Here is a 19,417-nt window from a genome sequence, read left to right on the forward strand (position 1 = left end):
ACATGCGCCTTCCCAAGCAAAGAGGCGCGCATCAAATCCAGGACGGTTCAGTCGCGAGGTTGCCGGTGAGCAGGCCGCGGCGGGTCCACGCGGTGGTCATCGCGGCTCCTCGAAGAGTCGGCGGGCCAGGACGGCGACGTCGGGGTTGTCGGTGAACAGCCCGTCAACTGCGGCGCGCAGGAACATGAGCTGCTCGTCGATGGCCTTGCCGTAGGCGGACGGGTCGGCGCCGACCCGCAGGGCGGCGGGCAGGAACTGGTTCTCGGCCCGGAACGTGTACGGGTGGACCAGCAGTCCGGCGCGGTGGGCGTCGGCGACCAGCCGCGTCGCTGGGGTCGGCGAATGGGCCGCCGGAGGCGGCGGTGAGGAACACCGTGCGGGCGCGTAGGCCCAGGTCGTGGCGCAGCCGCCGCAGGTTCGCCGCCTCGAACGACTGCACGAACACCGGCGCCTGCCGCCGGTCCAGGCCGTTGGCGCGCAGGTCGTCAACGAGGCGTTCCTCCAGTGACAGACCCAGCCGCTTGAAGTACGTCGGGTGCTTGGTCTCCGGGTAGACGCCGATCTGGCGTCCCAGCTCACGGCTGAGTCGGGCGCGTAGGTGGAGGATCTCGGCGAAGGTGGGGACGGTGAACCGTCCGTCGTAGAGCGTGTTGCGTTGCCGCACCTCGGGCAGCCGCTCGACCGCCCGCAGCGTCTTCAGCTCGGCGAGGGCGAAGTCCTCGACGAACCAGCCCGTCACCGTCGCCCCGTCCAGGGACACGGTCTTGCGCCGGCTGTCGAACTCCGGGCGCGTGGCCACGTCGGTGGTGCCGGAGATCTCCGGCTCGTGCCGGGCCACCAGGACCCGGTCGGCGGTGATGACCAGGTCAGGCTCGATGAAGTCCGCGCCCATCCGGGCAGCCAGCTCGTACGAGGCCAGGGTGTGCTCGGTCCGGTAGCCGCTGGCGCCCCGGTGTCCGATCACCAACGGCCCGCGCGCGGCGACCGCCTCCGGCGATGCGGCGGTGGCCGCAGTCTGTCGGGCGGCGGACGCCCCCGCCGGCGTTGTCGCCGTGACCGCAGCGCCCATCCCCATCGCAAGCACCGTCCGTCGATCCGTCATCCGCGTCCACCGAACCTCTCGTCGCCGCATGGTGCCCGACGCAGAGTGCAGCCCAGCCCGGCCACGCCCACATCGCCGTCAGCGAACCGGCACACGAATTCCGGGGTACGGGCGGGCAGTCCGCGGGACGCGCTGTGGGTATGGTGGCCGGTCATGAGCGGACGGATGCTGGTCACCGGCGCGACCGGGTACCTCGGCGGCCATGTGGTCAGCCGGGCGATGGCCGCCGGGTGGCAGGTTGTGTCCAGCGCCAGGTCAGGTGGCGAGCGGGTCGACATCCGGGACCGGGGCGCCGTGTTGGCGCTGCTGAGGCGCCTGCGTCCTGACGCGGTCGTGCACACGGCCGTCGGGCGGGAACGTCAGGACTGGGCCACCACGGCGGACGGGGCGGCGAACGTCGCCGTCGCCGCGGTCGGATGCCGGCTCGCGCATGTCTCCAGCGACGCGGTCTTCTCCGGGCGGGACGTCGAGTACGCCGAGTCGGCGCTGCCGGACCCGGTCAACCGGTACGGGGCGGCGAAGGCGGCCGCTGAGACCGCCGTCAGGGCGGTGCTGCCGGAGGCGGTCATCGTGCGGACGTCGCTGCTGCTCGGGGACGGCAACGGGCAGCATGAGCGCCTCACCCATGACCTCATCACCGGCAGGCTGGCGGGTGCCCTGTACACCGACCAGATCCGCTGCCCAGCGCACGTCGGTGACGTCGCCGCCGCGCTGGTAGAGCTGGCAGCCGGCGATCACCACGGGGTCGTCAACGTCGCCGGCCCGGAGGCGATCAGTCGGTACGATCTCGGCGTTCTCGTCGCCCGCCGGGACGGCCTCGATGCCGGGGCCCTGCCGTCGGCGACGCTGGCGGAGTCGGCCGAGCCGCGGCCCGCCGATGTGCGGCTACGGTTGGATCTGGCGTCCAATATCATCCGGACTCCGTTGCGTGGGGCGGGTGAGTTCCTGGCCGTGTAGGTCGGCCAGGTGTCTCCCATGTGACCGGTTTGTTGCGACCTGTGGAACTCCGCGGCTGGTCAGCCCGAGCGCGCTCCGGTAACTTCATCTCGCCGGCGAGGTCGGCGACAGTTTCCTGCAGGCCACAGCGTCGGCTCCACGACCGGCGGTACCGGTGTGGACGGGCGTCCGGCCTGCGACGATGCGTGGCAGGAGCGTTCGGCGTTGCTTCTCAGTAGGCTCCGCATTCGCGGCAAGATCGCGTTGCTGGTGGTGTTTCCGCTGCTGGCGGCGGTCAGTCTGGCCATTCCGGTGGTGGCCGATCGGGTCAGACAGGCCGATCGGGCGGCGGCCACCGCGGAACGGGCCCAGTTGGCCCGGCAGGTCGGGCAGTTGATTCAGGGGCTCCAACAGGAGCGGCTGCTGCTGTTCGGCGTGGTGTTCCGGGTGGCCAAACCCGCCCAGCTGCGGGAACAGGTGCAGTTGACCACCACCCGGGTCGCCGGGCTGCGTGAGCTTCCGACGGTACGGCGGTCGCCGGGTCTCCAGCAGGCATTGGACGGCACGCGGGCGCTGGCCGGGCTCACGTCGGCCGCGGGCGGGGACGACTTCCAGCCGGATCGGGTCGTCTTGACCTACGGCGACGTCATCGCCCGGCTCATCGACGCGCTGCGGCTTCAGGAGGGCATGGACGGCGCGACGCCCGAGGGGCGGCAGATGGTGGCCCTGGACGCGTCGATGCGCTCTGACGAGGGCATCTGCGTCGCCGCGACGTTCGCGTTCCTCATCGTGGCCACCAAGGAGGACCGGGCGGTGGCGCTGTACTTCGCCGCTCTGGCCGCCATCGACCTGTCAGTGGACCGTTTCAAGCTCTTCGCGACCTCTGAGCAGCAGGTGCTCTACAAACAGGAGGAGAAGCGGGTTCAGGAGACCTTCGGCCCGGCCTTCTCCGCCAACGTCGGCTCCGACCCGAGACCGCTGCTGGCGGGGTTCCCGCTGCGACTGCTGCTGCCGGCGCTGCTCGCGCACAGCGGCAGCGACCGCGCCGTCAGCTCGAAGATCATCTCTGATGTCGAGGACGAGGTCGACCGGGAGCGCGACTACCAGCTCACCACCGCGTACCTCGTCGGTGGGGCGGCGTTGCTGCTGGTCCTTGCGGTGGCTGCGCTCAGCGTGCTGACCGCCCGTCGGGTCATCCGGCCGCTGACCCTGCTCACCGAGTCAGCCGACCGGATCGCCCGGCTCACCCAGGATGAACTGGTCCGGGCCGCGGACGACGAGATGGAAACCGGCCGTGACGTGCGCTTGGACCCGGTCGTCGTGGAGGCGATGGACGAGATCGGCGACCTGGCCCGGGCGTTCGAACGGGTGCGGGGGACCGCGGTGAGCCTGGTCCAGCGGCAGGTGCTGGTGCGTCGGAACGTCGCGCAGATGTTCGGGCACGTCGGCCGGCGCACCCAGAACCTCGTCGGCCGGCAGATCGCGTTCATCGAGCGGCTTGAGGCCGAGGAGGGCGACCCGCGTCGGCGCGCCGAGCTGTCGCAGCTGGACCACGTCGCGAACCGGCTCCGCCGTAACGCCAGCAGCCTGGTCGTGCTCTCCGGAGAGAACAGCCCGGACGAGCGGGTCAGCCCGCTGGCGCTGGTCGACGTGGCGAGGCTGGCGCTGGCCGAGATCGAGAGCGGCCACCGGATCGACCTGGAGATCCCGCGCGACATCGCCCTCATCCCGGCGGTCATCAACGACCTGGTGCTCATCATCGCCGAGCTGATGGAGAACGCCACCGTCTTCTCGCCGCCGGACACCAGGGTGTCGGTGATCGCCGACTCGACCGCCCGCGGCGCGGTGGCGCGCATCGTCGACCACGGCATCGGCATGTCCGACACCCAGCTCGCCACCGAGAACGGCCGTCTGCGGCACCGGGAACGTCTCGACATCGCGCCCACCGGCGCCCTGGGCCTGTTCGTCGTCGGCCGACTCGCCCGTCGCCACGGCCTTCGGATCGCTCTGCTCGCCAACCCCGGCGGCGGCACCGTGGTGAATGTGGAGATTCCCCGCGGACTGCTGTCCACGGATGCCACACCGGAGCGGGTGAGCGTCCCCGACCGGGTCCGGTCGGGTCGCGGCGCGCCCACCGCCGCGCTGTCGGGGCCGAGACCGACGCGGGCGGGAGACCGCTTCGACGCCGCCCTTCTGGAGCGCGCGTGTGAGGTGATGCATGACGCTCCGTCATGGGGCGCGTTCGTTCCGCACCAGCGGTCACCGTGGGCGGACGTGGTCGGCGCCGAGGAAGTAGCCTTTCCCGGAAGCTCCGCGATGACCCTCGAATCGCGGGCCCACCCGGGGGAGGACACGACGCTCATGATCATGCCCTCGCCGCCGGAGCTGCCCTCGTCGGGCGGCGTCGCGGGACGTGCCCTGGTCACGGAGAATCACGGCCCGCGCTTCGATCACGCCGACGTCCCGACGGCGCGGGCGGGCGAACTCAGCGCGCTCACCGCGCCGCTGGGCGGCATCGGCACAGCGCCCGCCACGCCGGCGGCGCCGCCACCGGTCATTGAGGCCTCGACCGCGTTGCCGCGGCTCGACCGGCGGGTTCCCGGCGCGGCCCTCGCGGCCGGCGGCGGTGACCTGGCGTCCAGCTCGGTCCGTGGCCGGGCGCCGGTGCCGCGGCAACGCGCCGACGCCGACGCCGTCCGGGATCTGGTGGAGCAGTTCGAGTCCGGCGTCGAACGGGCGCTTGCCGACGACGTCCGTCATCGGTCCACCGTGGAAGGAACACGCCTGTGAGTGGTATGTCCCAGTCGGTCAGCGGCGCTCAGACAGCCGGCCGGCCGTCGCTGAGCAAGGAGGCGGCCAACTTCAGCTGGCTGCTGGACAACTTCACCCGGGAGACCGCCGGGGTACGGGAGACGGTCGCCGTCTCGGCTGACGGTCTGCTCATGGCGATGTCAGCCGTCAGCGACCGGGCGAACGCCGAGCGGCTCGCCGCGGTCGTGTCAGGTATGACGAGCCTGGCAGGTGGCGTGGCCCACGCCTACGCGCTCGGGGTGCTCAACCGGGTGATCATCGACATGGCCGAGGGATATCTGCTGCTCACGGCGATCAGCGCCGGCAGCGTGCTCGGCGTCATCGCCGACCGCTCGGCGAATCTGGGCTCCGTGGCATATGAGATGACCCGTTTCGCCACCAGCGCCGGCGGGAGCCTCAGCCCGACGCTCATCGCCGAGTTGAAGGACGCCGTCCAGCGCTGATGGCCGTGGCGGCCCGGCAGGAGTCGACCCGGCAGGCGATACTGGCCGCCGTGACCAGTCCCGTCGCCGATCGGCTCCGAACTCTGCGCGGCCCCGTCGCGCCTCGCCGGCACAACGCCCGCACCATCGCAGCGCTCACCGCGAATCCTGGTTGCGACCGGCGGGCGGTGCTGGACGCCGCGGGCGTCGACAAGGTCCTGCTGGCTGAGCAAGTAGGCCACCCGGCCCGGTTCGGTCAGTCGCCGTTCGCGATCTCCCGGGGCGTGACGTTCGAGTCCGGGCTCAAGGCCGACGGGCACCGGGCGTTGCTCGCCGCGGTGCGGGAGCGGCTCGGGCTTGCCGAAGGACCGGCGGCGGTGCTTGATCTGGGCCGGTCCGAGGCAGCTCAGCTGAGCAACGAGGAGCGGCACGAGCGCACCAGGCAGGCCTTGTCGCGTGCGGACGTGGCCGTCATCGACCACCCGATGCTGCGTGTCGAGGTGGCCGGCCAGCCGGTCTACCTGGAGCCGGACCTCGTCGCGGCGCGACTCGACGGCCAGCTGCGGGTCGTCGAGATCAAGAGCTTCCCGATCATCGACGGCCGTGCCGACCAGGCCAAGGTCGCCGCCGCCGCGATGCAGGCCGCCGTGTACGTGCTGGCGCTCCGGCAGCTGCACCGGCAGCTGGGTCGGCCGGCCGCCGACGTCAGCGCGGACGTGCTGCTGGTGTGCCCGCGCGACTTCGGCAACCAGCCGGCGGTGGCCGTCCTGGACACCCGCCGGCAGGTCGCGGTGCTCAGCCGGCAACTGGCCCGGATGACGAGGATCGCCGACCTGCTCGATCGGCTGCCGGAAGGGCTGTCGTTCGACCTGGCGTTGGACGCCGACGGCGTGTCCACTCGGCCGGCCGGCGAGCTGGCCGGGGCGTTGGCCGCCACCAGCGCGCGGTACGTGCCGGAGTGCCGGGCCTCGTGCGAGCTGGCGCTGCACTGCCGCACCGAGGCGCGCGGCAGCACCGGGGCGCTCGGCGCGTCGGTGCGGGAGGCCCTCGGTGGCGCCGCCGACGTGGCGACGGCGTTGGCGCTGGCCGAGGGGCGGGTCAAGCCGGGACCGCACGAGCAGGAGTCGGCCCGGCTGCTGCGGCACGCCGCCAGGCTCCGGGCTGAGGCGTTGGCGTGAGCGTGCTCGTGGCGTTGGCCCGGGCGCAGGCGGCGGCGTCGGGCTTCGCCCAGCCGGTCGCCACCGTGCGGCACGTGCGCCTGCACCCGCGTCCGCTGGTGTTCGTGCCGTTGGCGCTGGCTGGCGAGGCGCACGCCCCGCTGGCGGCGCTGGTCGGCGAGGACCGGGACGCCCCGCGGTTGCTGCTGGTCGCCCAACCCAGGGACCGGTCCCGGCGGCTCGCCTTCGCCGCCGAGCTGGCCGACATCGTGCTCCCCTACCTGGACGCCCGCCGGGGCGACGTCGAGATCATCCCGGTGGACCGGGGGCGGGAGATCCGGCAGCGATACCTGGACGCCCCGCAGCTGGTGGTCCCCAATCCGGCGGGGATGGAGTTCGTCCGGTTACTAGGACGTTGGCTGCGGTTCCGGCGGGTCGACGGCGAGCACCCCGCGCCGCCGCAGGTCCCGCGGCTGGGCTGCTGGCTGACGTTCCTGGCCGACCGGGCCGAGCTGCCCGGATCGTCGCTGCTAGTGGCCCTCACCGAGGCCCTCGGCACGCACTGGGCGACCGGGCAGAGCGTGGTGGAGGACGCGCACCTGGCGTCGTTGGTGGCGTGGATAGACCCTCCGGAGGGCCGCACCGGCGCGGGCGCCGCCGCCGCGACCGAGGACCCGTCGGTGTGCCCGCCGGCCGGGCCGGCCACCGACCCCGACTTCGACCGCGTGGTCCTCGCCCCGCTCATCGCCGACCACTCCCGGGCGGCGACGGACGCGGCCCGCACGGCCGTCGAGCGGCGCCTCGCCGACGTGCTGCGCGCCCAGCTTGAGCCGACCTGGCAGTCGGTGTGGCAGGCGTTGGATCTGCTGCGGGCGTTGCCGGAGGCCGCGTCCACGTCGGAGCGGTGGGCCCACGACCGGGACGCGTTCAGCGACTACGCCGCCCACCTGGACGCCGGCGGCGCCCCGCAACCCCGGCACGACAGCGCGGTGGCCGCGGCCGCCCGGCTGCACCGGCTGGAGCGGGCGGCGGCAGCGTTCGAGCGGCAGCGCGCCTACGACGACCCGATGGTGATGGCCGAGCACCGGTTGACCGGCGAGGCTTTCGCCGGGTTAGTGACCCTGGCCGCCCCGGACCGGGTGGACGACTCCGGGCGGCGGCCGGTCCTACGACCGCGGATCATGGTGCGGTCGGATGATCCGATCCCGCCGGCGGTCGGGGCGACGCTGGGCTCGCCGGCCCGTCGGGCGCAGAAGGCCCGGGTGGTCTCCGTCGACGGCGCCGACATTCTGCTGGAGCTGTCCGGGGGGATGGGGCGGGGCCTCAGCGCGCCCGAGGGCAGCGTCCCGGCCGTGGGGGAGCGGGTCGTCTACACCACCGTGGTGGACGCTTTCGCGCCGTCGGCGACGTTCCCGCCGGTGGACCAGACGCCCTGGACGCATGGCGGACCGCCGGCGCCACCCTCCGAGCCGGCGGCCGGGGCGCTTGCGGTGGGAGGCCAGGGGTGAACGCGTCGCCAGCCAAAGCGGCCGAGGGCGTCATCGGGGCCGTGCTAGGCGACCTCGCCCGGGGCGTCAGCCGTGGGGTGGTGGTCGATTCGCCCCCGGGCGCCGGCAAGTCCACACTGGTGGTGCGCGCCGCCCGTACTCTGGCCGCCGCCGACCCGGTGATGATCGTCGCGCAGACCAACGAGCAGGTGGACGATCTGGTCGACCGGCTCGCCACCGCCGACCCCACGCTGCCGATCGGTCGGCTGTCGGCCGCCGACTACCGGCCGACCCCACGGGTCGCCGGGCACGACAACGTCATGGTCGCCGCGAAGGCCCCCGACCTCGCGGAACGTCCGGTCGTCATCGGCACCGCGGCGAAGTGGGCGACGGTCGCCGAAGGCTGCTGGCCGTGGGCGATCGTCGACGAGGCGTACCAGATGCGCTCGGACGCGCTGCTGCGGGTCGCCGCCCGGTTCGAGCGGGCGCTGTTCGTCGGCGACCCCGGCCAGCTCGACCCGTTCTCCACCGTGGAGACCGGCCGCTGGTCCGGGCTCACCTGGGACCCGATGCAGTCGGCCGTCGCCGTCCTGCTGCGTCACAACCCCGACCTGCCGGTGCACCGGCTCCCGGTGTCGTGGCGACTGCCGCCGTCCGCCGCCGACCTCGTCGCCGCCGCGTTCTACCCGGACGCCCCGTTCGCCGCCGGCAGCGCGCCCGACGACCGCCGGCTCCACCTCGGCGTCAGCGCCGCGGACCCGTTCGACGCGGTCCTCGACCAGGCCGCCGCCACCGGCTGGGGGTACCACGAGCTGCCCGCCCGGCACACCCCGCGCACCGACGCCGAAGCCGTCGCTGTCTGCGCGGCGCTCGTCACCAGACTCGTGGACCGGCAGGCCGTCGCCTCCTGCGAACGCGAGCCCGGCGGCGCCCCGGTCACTCCGGGGCGGATCGCCGTCGGGGTCGCCCACCGGGACCAGGCCGCCGCGGTGCGGGCCGCGCTGCCCGCACGGCTCGACGGGGTGGCCGTGGACACCGCCAACCGGTTGCAGGGCCGCGAGTTCGACGTCACCGTCGTGCTGCACCCGCTGTCCGGCCGGCGGGACGCCACCGCGTTCCACCTGGAAGCCGGGCGGCTGTGCGTGCTCACCAGCCGGCACCGGCAGGCGTGCCTGGTGGTCGCGCGGGCCGGGATCGCCGAGCTGCTCGACGCCCACCCGACACAGGCGTCCGTGCCGTTGGACCTACCGGTGCGCTTCCCCGACGGCTGGGAGGCCCACCACGCGCTGCTGGCCCGGCTGACCAGCTGACGCGTCAGCCCGGGTCTGCCATCGACGCGTCGCCTGGCCGCGTCGCCCGACTCTCCCCGGGGGCCTGGCGGTAGACGCCCGGCGCCAGCGGCTCGAACTGGCGCGCGAGCTCCACGACGGGACGAATGAGCGCCGCGAGGTGTTCCCGGGTCTCCGGATCGGTGCTGTGGACGGTCGTGCCGCGCATCCCCCGCGTCAACAGGACTTTGTAGGTGTTGCGGATGAGCTGGTCGGCGTCGTCGTCCGAAAGCGTCTTTCGGCTCCGCAGGGCCGGGTCCTTCGAGTGCTCCCGCCTCGTCACCAGCTGGCCGTCGCGCGCGACGAGGTCCGGGCCGATGATGACGCCGGACCAGTCGTACTCGAAGCCCTGGGCGGTGTAGACGCATCCGACCTGTCCGAAGCCGCGCGGGTCCGTGGCCCAGAACGCGCTGCCTGGCGCATCCCCGACGGCCCGATCGCTCTTGAGGTTCCAGGGGCGGGCCCAGTCTCCGATCACCACGTCTGGCGGGATCTTGCCCTCCGGCGACGGGTCGCTCCATGGCCAGCGGTATCCGGCGGCGATTCGTCCGGACCATCCCTGTTCAACGCTCTGGGCCAGCTCCATTTCCATGATCACAGGGCTTTCGGCGGTGGTCAGCTCGAACAGCCCGTCGCCTGTCCAGACGAACTGCTCGGCCCCGTCGAGCCCGAGCAGACCCAGCACCCACCGCTCGTACTCCAGGCTCCCGCCACATCGGAACTGGCCTTCCAAACGTACCTGTTGGACGTCGAGGCCGGTCGCCCTGGCGAACGCCACGATCGCCTCGGCGCTGCCGGTCTCGCCGGGCCGGACGATCTGGTGTTCGTCGAGGAGGAACACGGGCACATGGGCCGCCGTCATCAACTCGTCGAGCTGCGGCCTGCTGCGCTCCCGGACTTCCCTGCGGGTGAACCTGTTCGCGGACGTCTCCCGCACCCGGTGGGCCTCATCACAGAGGAGGACGTCAATGCCGTTGGCCTCGGCGACCATGAAGCTGTTGAAGTACTTGAACAGGTTCTTCGTCCGGGTGGAGCCCTTCGCGGCGTAGCGGCGCAGGGTTTCGGTGAACGACCGTGAGCCAGTGGCGTGGATGACGGTCCGGCCCTGCCGGGCCAGCTCGGCCATGACGGACAGCGCGATGACGCTCTTGCCGCTGCCAGGACCGCCCTCGATCACCACCGCCGTCTTCCGGTTGGCCGCGCGCGCGTGCCGCACCGCGTTGAGCACCAGCTCGTACGCCACCTGCTGTTCGTCCAGGAGAACGAACTGCGACCTGTCGGTCAGCTCCCGGGACGCGTGGGTGAGCAGCTGACGGCTCGGCCGGACGGCGCTGTCGAGGAGCCGGTCTGCCGCGCGGGCGCCCGACGCCGGGCTCAGCAGGCCACGGAGGAAGTCGAGGAACCGTCCTCTTCGCTGGCTGGTGAACAGGCGGCTCTGCTCGGTCTGCGCCAGTCGCAGCAGGTCCTGGACCTGGTCGTCCGCGGCGTTGTGCAGGTAGGCGACCCCACATAACGCGCCAGGGTCGTGATCCAGGGCTCCCACGAAGTCGGTCAGATACTGACAGTAGCGGCTGACCTGGATCCCGGGATGCAACTGCGGCGCTGCCATCTGCGGCACCGCGAACAGTTCGTCGGAGCCGTCGAAGGAGGTTGTAGCACTCCACTGTTTGAGCTCGACGACGATGTACGAGTCGCCGCCCGTGACCGGATGTGTACCGGCCAGGACCGCGTCCGCCCGTTTGCTCGTCAGCGGGAGGGAGTATTCGACCAGCACCTCTACGTCTGCCAGGCCGGCGTCAAGCAGGTCCTGGCTGAGGACGCCGAGACTCGCCTCCCAGGATCGACGTTCTGCCGGTCCTACGCCCACCCGGTTGGCCCGAAGATGATGGCTGATCTGATCGGCGAGCGTTCCTTCGTTGGCGAGGCGGGACAGTGTGGCAGCAGAACGGCGGAAGGCCGACATTCGGATTTGCTCCCGGGCAGCACGAAGACGTGCGGAGGGAGGCGTATCCGTGGTGCGGAAGCCTGTCGGTGACCGCTGTGATGGCGTCGACCTTAGCCAACTCGTTGTCCTATGGCGACTCTCCGACTACGCGGCGTGTTGCGGCGATTGGCCGACCGCCGTCCTGCCGATCGGCAGCTTCGATCTCGTGCTCCGACGAGCACGCCGCCTGGCCCGGCATGTGAGCGTCAGCCACCGGACTCTCAGCGCGGTGACGCACGCCGACCACGTCAGCGACGAGCGCCGGCTGCTCTTGGTCCACGGAATGAGCGCCTACACCAGGTCCGGCATCATCGGCCGTCCGTCGCTGGGTACGGCGGCCAAGGGCAGGTCGCGGATCGAGAGCCTGGTCAGGAGTTTCCGGAGCCACCTTGACGCTATGCGCTGAAAAGGGGCGGACGACCGCGCCGTGGCGCTGTCGCCCGCCGTTGACGGTCGGGTGGGGCCGGTTCAGTCGAGTATTTTCACGTCTTTGGTGAAGTAGACGCGGTCCTTGACGCTGCGGGCGTCGGGTTTGGGCTCGGGGTAGTAGACGGCCGCGTCGTCGCAGCGCTCGCCGTCGAGTTCCAGCGAGTAGTACGAGGCGCGCCCTTTCCAGAGACACACGGTGTGTTTCTCCGACGGGCGCAGCAGATCCTCGCGCAGAGACGCGCGGGGGAAGTAGCGGTTGCCCTCCAACACCACGATGTCATCGCTCTCGGCAATGACGACGTCGTTCCACACGGCCTTTGGCATCTCTCCACGCTAGCGCGCAGATCGCCGGGCAACGCCCGCTATCAACCTTTTTTGTGGGCTGCTTCCCGAGACTGGGCATATAGGCGCCCGAGTGGCCTCGGCAAACTCGGACACGACGGCGCAAAACACAACGCGACACTCAGCGGGATCGCGCGTCGGTCGCGGGTTGGCCGACGGCCAGCCGGCGCAACTGTTCAGGCGGGTACGCCGGGCCCAGGAACCAGCCCTGCGCGGTGTCGCAGCCGAGGGCGCTCAGCCGCTGCGCCTGCGCGTACGTCTCCACGCCCTCGGCGGTGACGGTGAGGTCGATGGCGTGGGCGAGGCGGACCAGCGCGTCGACGATCTGCTCCTCGACGGCCGGGGCCCCGCCCTGCTCGGCCTGGTCCAGCCCGGCGATGAACGGGCGCGGGAGCTTGAGCGTGTGCACCGGCAGGCTGCGCAGGTAGGCCAGGTTCGAGTATCCGGTGCCGAAGTCGTCGATGGCGACCCGGACCCCGCCGTCCGCCAGCGTCCGCAGCGCCCGCAGTCCGGCGCCGTGCGGGGACATCAAGGCGCTCTCGGTCAGCTCCAGCTGTAGCCGCGAGGCCGGCAGCCCGGCGGCGACCAGCGCCTCGCCGATGTCGCTGACCAGCGAGTCCTCCTGGGTCTGCGCCACCGAGAGATTGACGCTCACGAAAAGGTCGTGGTCGGGGAACGACACCGCCGCCTGCCGGCACGCCTGCCGGAGCACATGCCGGCCGAGCGGGACGATGAATCCGGTCTCCTCCGCCAACGCGATGAACCGGTCCGGCGGCAGCAGCCCCAGCTCCGGGTGCCGCCACCGCACCAGCGCCTCCAACCCCAGCAGCTTCTGCCCGGGCAGGGCGACGATCGGCTGGTAGACGAGGGTGAACTCGCCGCGCTCCAGCGCGTCGGGCATGTCCGCCGACAGCGCGTACCGGGCGGACTCCTCGGCGACCATCGCCGGGTCGTAGCGCACCCACCGGCCGCGACCGGCGGCCTTGGCCTGGTAGAGGGTGACGTCCGCGGCCTTCATGATCTCGGCGGGCTCGGTGGCGGCGGCCGGCTGCTCGACCACGCCGATGCTCGCGCCGACCCGGAGCCGGTGGGCGCCGAGCGAGATCGGGGCGGTCAGCGCGGTGAGCGCGGCCTCGGCGAGGATCTCCAGCTGGTCGGGGCCGGAGCACCGCTCGACCAGGATGACGAACTCGTCTCCGCCCATCCGGGCAGCCAGGTGGCCGAAGGCCCGGGCGCAGTCGCTGAGCCTTCCCGCCACGGCGACCAGCAGCTCGTCGCCGACGTCGTGGCCGAGGCTGTCGTTGATCCGCTTGAAGCCGTCCAGGTCGAGGTAGCAGACGCCGATCCGGTCGGTCGGCCCGGCGTTGGCGATCGCGTCGGCGAGGCGCTCGGTGAAGAGGCTGCGGTTGGGCAGGCCGGTCAGCGGATCGTGCGCCGCCTGGTGCCGCAGCCGGGCCTGGAGGTGGTGCCGTTCGGTGACGTCGTCGACCATGGCGACGGTGAACTGCGGCTCGCCAGCGTCATCGCGGATCACCGACACCGACAGCTCGGTCCACACCACGTCGCCGTCGCGCCGGTAGTACGCCTTCTCCATCCGGATGTGGTCCACCTCGCCGGAGAACACCCGGCGGTAGTCCTCCCACATCCTCGCCGGGTCGCTGGGGTGACGCAGCTCTGGGATGGTCATCCCGCGCATCTCCTCGACCGGGTAGCCGAGCAGGTCGGCGAAGGCCTGGTTGACCTGGATGATCCGGCCGAACATGTCGGAGATCCCGATGCCGAACCCCGCGCCGGCGAAGATGGCCCGGAACCGGGCCTCGCTCTGCCGGGCGGCCCGTTCGACCCCGGACTGCGCCCTGATGATCGCCTGTGCCAGTCGTTCCTGCTCCCGTAGCGTCGCGGCGCGTAGCTGGGTGGTGAAGCCGCGCGCGAAGGCGCCGGCGGCGGCCGTCGCCGGCGGGCCCGGCGTCAGCCGTTCGCCCAGCACCAGCAGCGAGGTCTCCAGCGCGGCGGGGTCGGTGAGGTGGGCATCGACGAGTGTGGCCCCCGCCCGCCGACCCCACTCTGCGAGGGATGCCTCGGCGTCGGCGGACCCCCTGGCCGTTTCGAGGTCGGCGGCCAGCGCGGTGAGCAGTCCGCGCAGCTCTGGCGGGCGCAGCGGCGTGTACGTGGTGGCCGACAGCCGTCGCGCCCATTCGGTGGGCAGACGCTGTGACCAGGACGGGCCGCCGCCCCCGTCAGCCCTTGTGGCCAACGCCGGCGTAGGCGGCGATCCGCTCTGGGCGGTCGATCGCATCCTCCAGGTCCGGGCGCCACAGCGGGATGAACACGACGCCGGGCTCGATCATGCGGAGCCCGGAGAAAAGGCCGCGCACCTCGGCGTACGGGCGGGCGTGGATCTGGGTGCTGGTGCGGGCGGACAGCTGCTGCGCCTCGATGAGCGCGGCCGGCTGCTCATCGAAGGTGGCGTGCGAGATGAGCAGGTAGCTGCCGGTCGCCAGCGGCTCGATGAGCGCGTCGACGATCCCGCCGGGATTGTCGTTGTCGGACAGGAAGTGCAGCACGCCGGCCAGCAGCACCGCCACCGGTCGGTGGAAGTCGATGAGGCCGAGCTGGCGTACCTCGGCCAGGATCCGCTCAGGCTCGCGCAGGTCCCCGGCCAGGACGGCGGCCCGGGGGTCGCCGGCCAGGATCGCCTCGCTGTGCGCGACCGCCACCGGGTCGACATCGATGTAGACGACGGTGGTGTCCGGGGCCAGCCGCTGGGCGATCTCGTGGACATTGCCGACGGTGGGGATCCCGGATCCGATGTCGACGAACTGACGTACGCCGGCCTCGACGAGGAACTGCACCGCTCGGCGCAGGAACACCCGGTTGGCGCGCATGGTCTCGGCGATCTCGGGGGAGCGTCGCGTCAGCTCGTCGCCGAGGGCGCGGTCGGCGGCGAAGTTGTGCGCCCCGCCAAGCAGGTAGTCGTAGACGCGGGCGGCGCTGGGGTGGCTTACATCGATGCTGTCAGGGGCCCAGGTCGGATGCATGAGGTCACCTCGATGGGGGTGGACGGGGTGCCCTTAACGTATCCGACCCGTCCGACGCCCGTCGGGCGCCTGCGACCGTCTACTGAGGTCCAGCTGGCGCGGCGGTGAGGTGGGTGTGGACGCAGGCGAGCAGGTCGGCCGGGGTGAACGGCTTGACCAGCACGGCGTCGGCGCCGACCTGGGCCGCGCGGTGGTCACCGGGGTTGACGACCCCGGTGACCAGGACCACCGGCGTGTGGCGCAGCTCGCCGTCGTGGCGGACCTCGTCGCAGAGTAGGAAGCCGTTGATGAGCGGCATGTCGACGTCGGTGAGGATGAGGTCCGGTCGGATCCGACGGATTTCCCGTAGCGCGGTCTCGCCGTCGCCGACCGTCTCCACCTTGTGCCCGTCCGCGGTGAGGATCCGGGTGAGGATCTCTCGGGCGGACGGGTCGTCGTCGGCGGCGAGAATCAGCGCCATCGGCATGCCTTTCTGACGTGGCCCGCCGGCTGCGGAGGCCCGCTTTGATACTACTATCAGTACGGGATCAACTACTTGGCGTAGTCTCAGATGCTGGCGGGGTGTTCGTGCGACAGCTGAGCATTCCCGGGACTGACGGGGAACGACTGATCCGCCAGGAGGCGGCCATGGCGACAAGGACCACCTCGCCGGCGAGCTGGACCTCCCCGCCCAAGCCGGCGGACGAGGCGGACCGGCTCGTCAGACTCCACCAGCTCAACGTGCTCGACAGCCCGCCTGAGGCCGAATTCGACCAGATCGTCGCGCTGGCCTCCAAAGTCTGCGGGACCACCGTCAGCCTGGTGAGCCTCATCGACGCCGACCGGCAGTGGTTCAAGGCCCGACTCGGCCTGGACCTCCAGGAGACCTCGCGCGACCTGTCCTTCTGCGCCTACGCGATCCTCGGCAAGGACCTGCTGGTCGTGCCGGACGCCACCCGAGACGAGCGGTTCGCCGAGAACCCCCTGGTCACCGGCCCGGCAGGCGTGCGTTTCTACGCCGGCGCTCCGCTCGTCACCAGTGACGGCTTCGCCCTGGGCACGCTGTGCGTGGTCGACGGCGAGCCGCACCGGCTCAGTTTCGACCAGCTCCAGGCGTTGCGGGCGCTGGCCAGGCAGGTCACCGCCCAGCTGGAGCTGCGGCACTTCGCCGCCGTGTTCAACCAGGTCAGCCACTCGCGGGCCGAGGCCGACCGCCGGGTCGACGAGCTGGTCACGCTCGTTGACGCGCAGCTGCGCGGACCACTGACCGACGTGCGCGCCTACCTCGACCACCTCGCCGCCGGTGGCGAGTTGGAGCCCGAGGTGGCCGCGCGGGCCGCGACCGCGGTCCAGGATCACGCCGTCGGTCTGCGTACCCTCGTCGACGACGTGCTCGCGGTCGTGGGCGTCGATGACGGGGCCACCCTCCGGATGCGTCGGCTCGACCTCAGCCGGCTCACCACCCGGGCGGTGGAGGCGGTCCGGCCGATCGCCCACGCCAAAGGCATCTGGATCGTCCACCAGTCGGGACCGGAGCTGCCCGTTCTGGTCGACCCGATCCGACTGGAGCAGGCGTTGGGCCACCTGCTGTTCGCGGCCGTCAAGTACACGCCCGACGGCGGCCGGATCCAGGTCGCGACGGGCGCCGAGTCCGGGCCGGCGGTCCGGATCGAGGATCTGGACGCCCCCGACGGCGCGCACCCGCACCTGTTCGAGCACCTGCACCGCGTCATCAGCCGGGGCGAGGACCCAGAAGGCACGGACCGGGGTCTGACGGTCACCAAGCAGATCCTCGACATCCACCACGCCACGTTGACGATGTCCGACCGCCCCGGCGAGGGCACCTCGCTGCACGTGGTGTTCCCCGCGGCGCCTGAACTGGTCAGCTGACCCCACCCCGCGCGCCTGCCTGCGCCGTACGCCCGCCGAGTCGGGCGTACGGCGCATGTCGTCCAACCGGCTGACGTCCGGCTGAGGGCCTACAGCCCCCGCCGGGTCCGGCCACGGTTCCCACTCAGTTTCCTTCATGCCGCCGGGGCGCTGCCGATCACAGCCTCACGTCCCGGCCACCACCCGGCCGGAACAGGACACCGCAGCGACCACCCAGGTCACCGCGGTGAGGATGGCCTGTTCTCACCCCCGGAGGAGCACGGATGCGCCCAGTTCCAAGGCTGTTGGTTGGCCTGCTCGCAGTAGTGACGCTTTCCCCCGTACTGCCTGCCGCGCAGGCGTCCGCGGCGGCCCCCCGCCCGGTCGCCAAGCACAAGGTCGGCGGCTATGTGAAGAGCCCTGGTCGGATCAACGCCAAGCCCAGGGTTCGCACGCTCAACGTCCTGCCCGCCTCGGTGGACCTGCGCTCGTATGCGCCGGCTGTCGGCAACCAGGGCCAGATCGGCTCATGCGTCTCGTGGAGCATCGCCCACTCGATCATGGGCTACTGGGCGAACCGGACCGGTGGCGTCGGCGCCCCGTACGCGCCGCTCTACCTGTACATGCGGACGGTCGCCGCCGGCGGCGCCCCGAGCGCGGGCACCAACCCGGACCACGCCCTGAGCGTGGCCACCAACTCGGGTGTCACCACCCAGGCGGACTACTTCCAGGGCTACTACAACTACCAGACCCCGCCCACCGCCGGGCAGATCGCCAACGCGGCGAACTACCGCGTCTCCGGCTACAGCCGGCTGTGGCTGGGCGCCGGCCAGACCACCGCCGCCAAGGAACTGATGATGCAGTCGTTGGCGTCCGGCAACCCGGTCGCGATCGGCATGCCGGTGTACTCGAACTTCATGAGCCTGGGCGCGCACACCCTGTACAGCACGGTGTCGGGAACCAACCAGGGCGGCCACATGATGGCTGCCTACGGCTACGACAGCCAGGGCATCTTCGTCCGTAACTCGTGGGGCACAGGTTGGGGCAACAGCGGCGACGTCAAGATCGCCTGGTCGTACGTGCTGGGCAAGGTCGACGCGGCCTACACGGTCAACGGCATCAACACCCCAGCCCAGGCGACCCCGATCGCGCCGACCGTGGCCCGCCTGTCGGTCCTCAAGGGCTCGAAGCTCGGCGGCACGCAGGTCACCCTGACCGGCTCCGGCATGGACAGCGTCACCGGCGTCACCTTCGGCGGCGTGCCCGCGACGAACCTCACGCCGACCACCACCAACGGCACCACCACCCTGACGGTGACCACGCCGCCCGGCGCGGTCGGCACGACCGTCGACGTGGTGGCCACCAACCCCGCTGGCAGCAGCGCGGTGACGGCGACCTCGAAGTTCCTGTACACGCCACCGTCGCCGGAGTTGTCGTCGCTCAGCACGAACAGCACGGTGATCTTCGGCGGGGAACGCATCACGATGACCGGTGGCCAGTTCGCCACCGGCGTCAAGGTGATGGTCGGGGCGAAGTACGCCACCGGAATCGTGATCACCTCGCCGACGCAGCTGAGTTTCCTCGCGCCGGCACAGGTCGCCGGAACCTACCCGGTGAAGGCGCTCAACACCTACGGCGCCAGCGCGATGACGAACCTGACGTACGTCAACCCGCCGCCGCCGACCGTCGCCACGGTCGTCCCGTCGACGGTCATGTACTACAAGAGCACGCCGGTGCTGCTGACCGGCGCGAACCTGACCGGCGCCACCCTGGTGACGCTGGGTGGGTACAAGGTGGCCTTCACCAAGGTCTCGGCCACGCAGCTGAAGGTGACGGTCCCGGTCAAGAACCCGGGGACGTACAGCCTCCAGGTCACCACTCCGGGCGGCACGGTGACGGTGGCCACGCCGATCACCTCGGTCGTTCCGGCCGCGCCGACGGTCACCGGGCTCAGCGTGACCAGCGCCAACATCGGAGCCCCGTCGACGGTGGTCCTGGTCAACGGCACGAACCTGACCGACGCCAGCAAGGTGTATGTCGGCGGTGTGGCGGTGACCTTCGCCCGGGTCTCGGACACCCAGGTCAAGGCGACGCTGGCCAAGCGGTACGCGGGTGGCTACTACGTGCAGGTGCAGACCCCGGGCGGTCTGAGCCCGGCGACCTCGGCGGGAGTGTTCACCTACTTCACCCCGGCGGCGCCGACGGTGGGCGCCTTGAGCGTCACCAGCACGTCGATCACCAAGTCCTCGACGGTGGTGTACGTCAACGGCGCGAACCTCTCGTATGCCACGAAGGTGTACGTGGGTGGGGTGGCGGTCGGCTTCACCAAGATCTCGGATACGCAGATCAAGGCGACGCTCGGCAAGCGGTACGCGGGCAACTACTACGTCCAGGTGCAGACCCCGGGCGGCCTCAGCGGCGCGAGCCAGGCGGGAGTGTTCCGTTACGTGTGATGACCGACGGTAGGCAGCGATGAACCCCCGAGTGTGATCTAAATCACACCCAGGGGTTCATCTGGTGTGGCGGTCCGTGC

At 71.5% G+C, this 19,417-nt stretch carries 14 protein-coding genes and 2 pseudogenes; 9 read left to right on the forward strand and 7 right to left on the reverse strand.

Annotation, left to right across the window (positions count from 1 at the left end; translation table 11 throughout):
- Nucleotides 1-198: 198 nt before the first annotated feature.
- Nucleotides 199-489 (reverse strand): annotated as a pseudogene (locus ABD287_RS04850) (hypothetical protein); the annotation flags it as partial.
- Nucleotides 422-1,132 (reverse strand): annotated as a pseudogene (locus ABD287_RS04855) (glycerophosphodiester phosphodiesterase family protein); the annotation flags it as partial. The pseudogenes ABD287_RS04850 and ABD287_RS04855, both read right to left, overlap by 68 nt.
- A gap of 123 nt (nt 1,133-1,255) precedes the next feature.
- On the opposite strand from ABD287_RS04855, the gene ABD287_RS04860 reads away from it, so the two are divergent.
- The 6 genes from ABD287_RS04860 to ABD287_RS04885 all read left to right on the forward strand — a co-directional run bounded on the left by ABD287_RS04860 (nt 1,256) and on the right by ABD287_RS04885 (nt 9,225).
- The gene (locus ABD287_RS04860; RefSeq protein ID WP_344168864.1) at nt 1,256-2,059 is read left to right on the forward strand and encodes an SDR family oxidoreductase; all 804 of its coding nucleotides are present in this window, start codon (nt 1,256-1,258) and stop codon (nt 2,057-2,059) included.
- 204 nt (nt 2,060-2,263) lie between these two features.
- Nucleotides 2,264-4,828 carry a sensor histidine kinase gene (locus ABD287_RS04865; RefSeq protein ID WP_344168867.1) on the forward strand — a complete coding sequence of 855 codons (2,565 nt, stop codon included), beginning with the start codon at nt 2,264-2,266 and terminating at the stop codon, nt 4,826-4,828.
- Between the two features lie 5 nt (nt 4,829-4,833).
- The gene (locus ABD287_RS04870; protein WP_344169323.1) at nt 4,834-5,292 is read left to right on the forward strand and encodes a roadblock/LC7 domain-containing protein; all 459 of its coding nucleotides are present in this window, start codon (nt 4,834-4,836) and stop codon (nt 5,290-5,292) included.
- A gap of 50 nt (nt 5,293-5,342) precedes the next feature.
- Nucleotides 5,343-6,449, forward strand: coding sequence for a hypothetical protein (locus ABD287_RS04875; protein WP_344168870.1), 1,107 nt, complete (start codon nt 5,343-5,345; stop codon nt 6,447-6,449).
- A complete protein-coding gene (locus tag ABD287_RS04880) occupies nt 6,446-7,936 on the forward strand; it encodes a hypothetical protein (RefSeq protein ID WP_344168871.1) in 1,491 nt (496 codons plus the stop codon). Before ABD287_RS04875 ends, ABD287_RS04880 begins: the two co-directional genes overlap by 4 nt.
- Nucleotides 7,933-9,225 carry an AAA family ATPase gene (locus ABD287_RS04885; protein ID WP_344168873.1) on the forward strand — a complete coding sequence of 431 codons (1,293 nt, stop codon included), beginning with the start codon at nt 7,933-7,935 and terminating at the stop codon, nt 9,223-9,225. The genes ABD287_RS04880 and ABD287_RS04885 overlap by 4 nt, the downstream gene beginning before the upstream one ends.
- Before the next feature lie 4 nt (nt 9,226-9,229).
- On the opposite strand, the gene ABD287_RS04890 is transcribed toward ABD287_RS04885, so the two are convergent.
- Nucleotides 9,230-11,206 (reverse strand): DNA/RNA helicase domain-containing protein, encoded by a 1,977-nt coding sequence (locus ABD287_RS04890; protein ID WP_344168875.1) that lies wholly within the window; start codon nt 11,204-11,206, stop codon nt 9,230-9,232.
- A 187-nt stretch (nt 11,207-11,393) separates the two neighbouring features.
- Between ABD287_RS04890 and ABD287_RS04895 the strand changes: the two genes are divergently transcribed.
- Entirely contained in the window at nt 11,394-11,633 is a 240-nt protein-coding gene (locus ABD287_RS04895) for a hypothetical protein (protein ID WP_344168877.1), read from the forward strand.
- Between the two features lie 62 nt (nt 11,634-11,695).
- On the opposite strand, the gene ABD287_RS04900 is transcribed toward ABD287_RS04895, so the two are convergent.
- The 4 genes from ABD287_RS04900 to ABD287_RS04915 all read right to left on the reverse strand — a co-directional run bounded on the left by ABD287_RS04900 (nt 11,696) and on the right by ABD287_RS04915 (nt 15,496).
- Nucleotides 11,696-11,980 (reverse strand): DUF427 domain-containing protein, encoded by a 285-nt coding sequence (locus tag ABD287_RS04900; RefSeq protein WP_344168880.1) that lies wholly within the window; start codon nt 11,978-11,980, stop codon nt 11,696-11,698.
- A 139-nt stretch (nt 11,981-12,119) separates the two neighbouring features.
- The gene (locus tag ABD287_RS04905) at nt 12,120-14,252 is read right to left on the reverse strand and encodes a putative bifunctional diguanylate cyclase/phosphodiesterase (RefSeq protein WP_425565505.1); all 2,133 of its coding nucleotides are present in this window, start codon (nt 14,250-14,252) and stop codon (nt 12,120-12,122) included.
- On the reverse strand, nt 14,236-15,036 hold the full coding sequence (locus ABD287_RS04910; RefSeq protein ID WP_344168885.1) for an SAM-dependent methyltransferase: 801 nt from the start codon (nt 15,034-15,036) through the stop codon (nt 14,236-14,238). Before ABD287_RS04910 ends, ABD287_RS04905 begins: the two co-directional genes overlap by 17 nt.
- Nucleotides 15,037-15,115: 79 nt before the next feature.
- Nucleotides 15,116-15,496, reverse strand: coding sequence for a response regulator (locus ABD287_RS04915; RefSeq protein WP_344168888.1), 381 nt, complete (start codon nt 15,494-15,496; stop codon nt 15,116-15,118).
- A 101-nt stretch (nt 15,497-15,597) separates the two neighbouring features.
- Between ABD287_RS04915 and ABD287_RS04920 the strand changes: the two genes are divergently transcribed.
- Both ABD287_RS04920 and ABD287_RS04925 read left to right on the forward strand, forming a co-directional pair.
- Nucleotides 15,598-16,905: a GAF domain-containing sensor histidine kinase gene (locus tag ABD287_RS04920; RefSeq protein ID WP_344168891.1), complete on the forward strand. Its 1,308-nt coding sequence runs from the start codon at nt 15,598-15,600 to the stop codon at nt 16,903-16,905.
- Between the two features lie 263 nt (nt 16,906-17,168).
- Nucleotides 17,169-19,337, forward strand: coding sequence for an IPT/TIG domain-containing protein (locus ABD287_RS04925; protein WP_344168894.1), 2,169 nt, complete (start codon nt 17,169-17,171; stop codon nt 19,335-19,337).
- The last annotated feature ends 80 nt before the right edge of the window (nt 19,338-19,417 follow it).

Source organism: Pilimelia columellifera subsp. columellifera, from assembly GCF_039532605.1.
GTDB lineage: Bacteria > Actinomycetota > Actinomycetes > Mycobacteriales > Micromonosporaceae > Pilimelia > Pilimelia columellifera.

What these genes read in the sequence shown, in the direction of transcription:
- ABD287_RS04890 (WP_344168875.1), bottom strand. Translation starts at nt 11,206, where the DNA reads ATGTCGGCCTTCCGCCGTTCTGCTGCCACACTGTCCCGCCTCGCCAAC.
- ABD287_RS04860 (WP_344168864.1), top strand. Translation starts at nt 1,256, where the DNA reads ATGAGCGGACGGATGCTGGTCACCGGCGCGACCGGGTACCTCGGCGGC.
- ABD287_RS04915 (WP_344168888.1), bottom strand. Translation starts at nt 15,496, where the DNA reads ATGGCGCTGATTCTCGCCGCCGACGACGACCCGTCCGCCCGAGAGATC.
- ABD287_RS04900 (WP_344168880.1), bottom strand. Translation starts at nt 11,980, where the DNA reads ATGCCAAAGGCCGTGTGGAACGACGTCGTCATTGCCGAGAGCGATGAC.
- ABD287_RS04925 (WP_344168894.1), top strand. Translation starts at nt 17,169, where the DNA reads ATGCGCCCAGTTCCAAGGCTGTTGGTTGGCCTGCTCGCAGTAGTGACG.
- ABD287_RS04870 (WP_344169323.1), top strand. Translation starts at nt 4,834, where the DNA reads ATGTCCCAGTCGGTCAGCGGCGCTCAGACAGCCGGCCGGCCGTCGCTG.
- ABD287_RS04910 (WP_344168885.1), bottom strand. Translation starts at nt 15,036, where the DNA reads ATGCATCCGACCTGGGCCCCTGACAGCATCGATGTAAGCCACCCCAGC.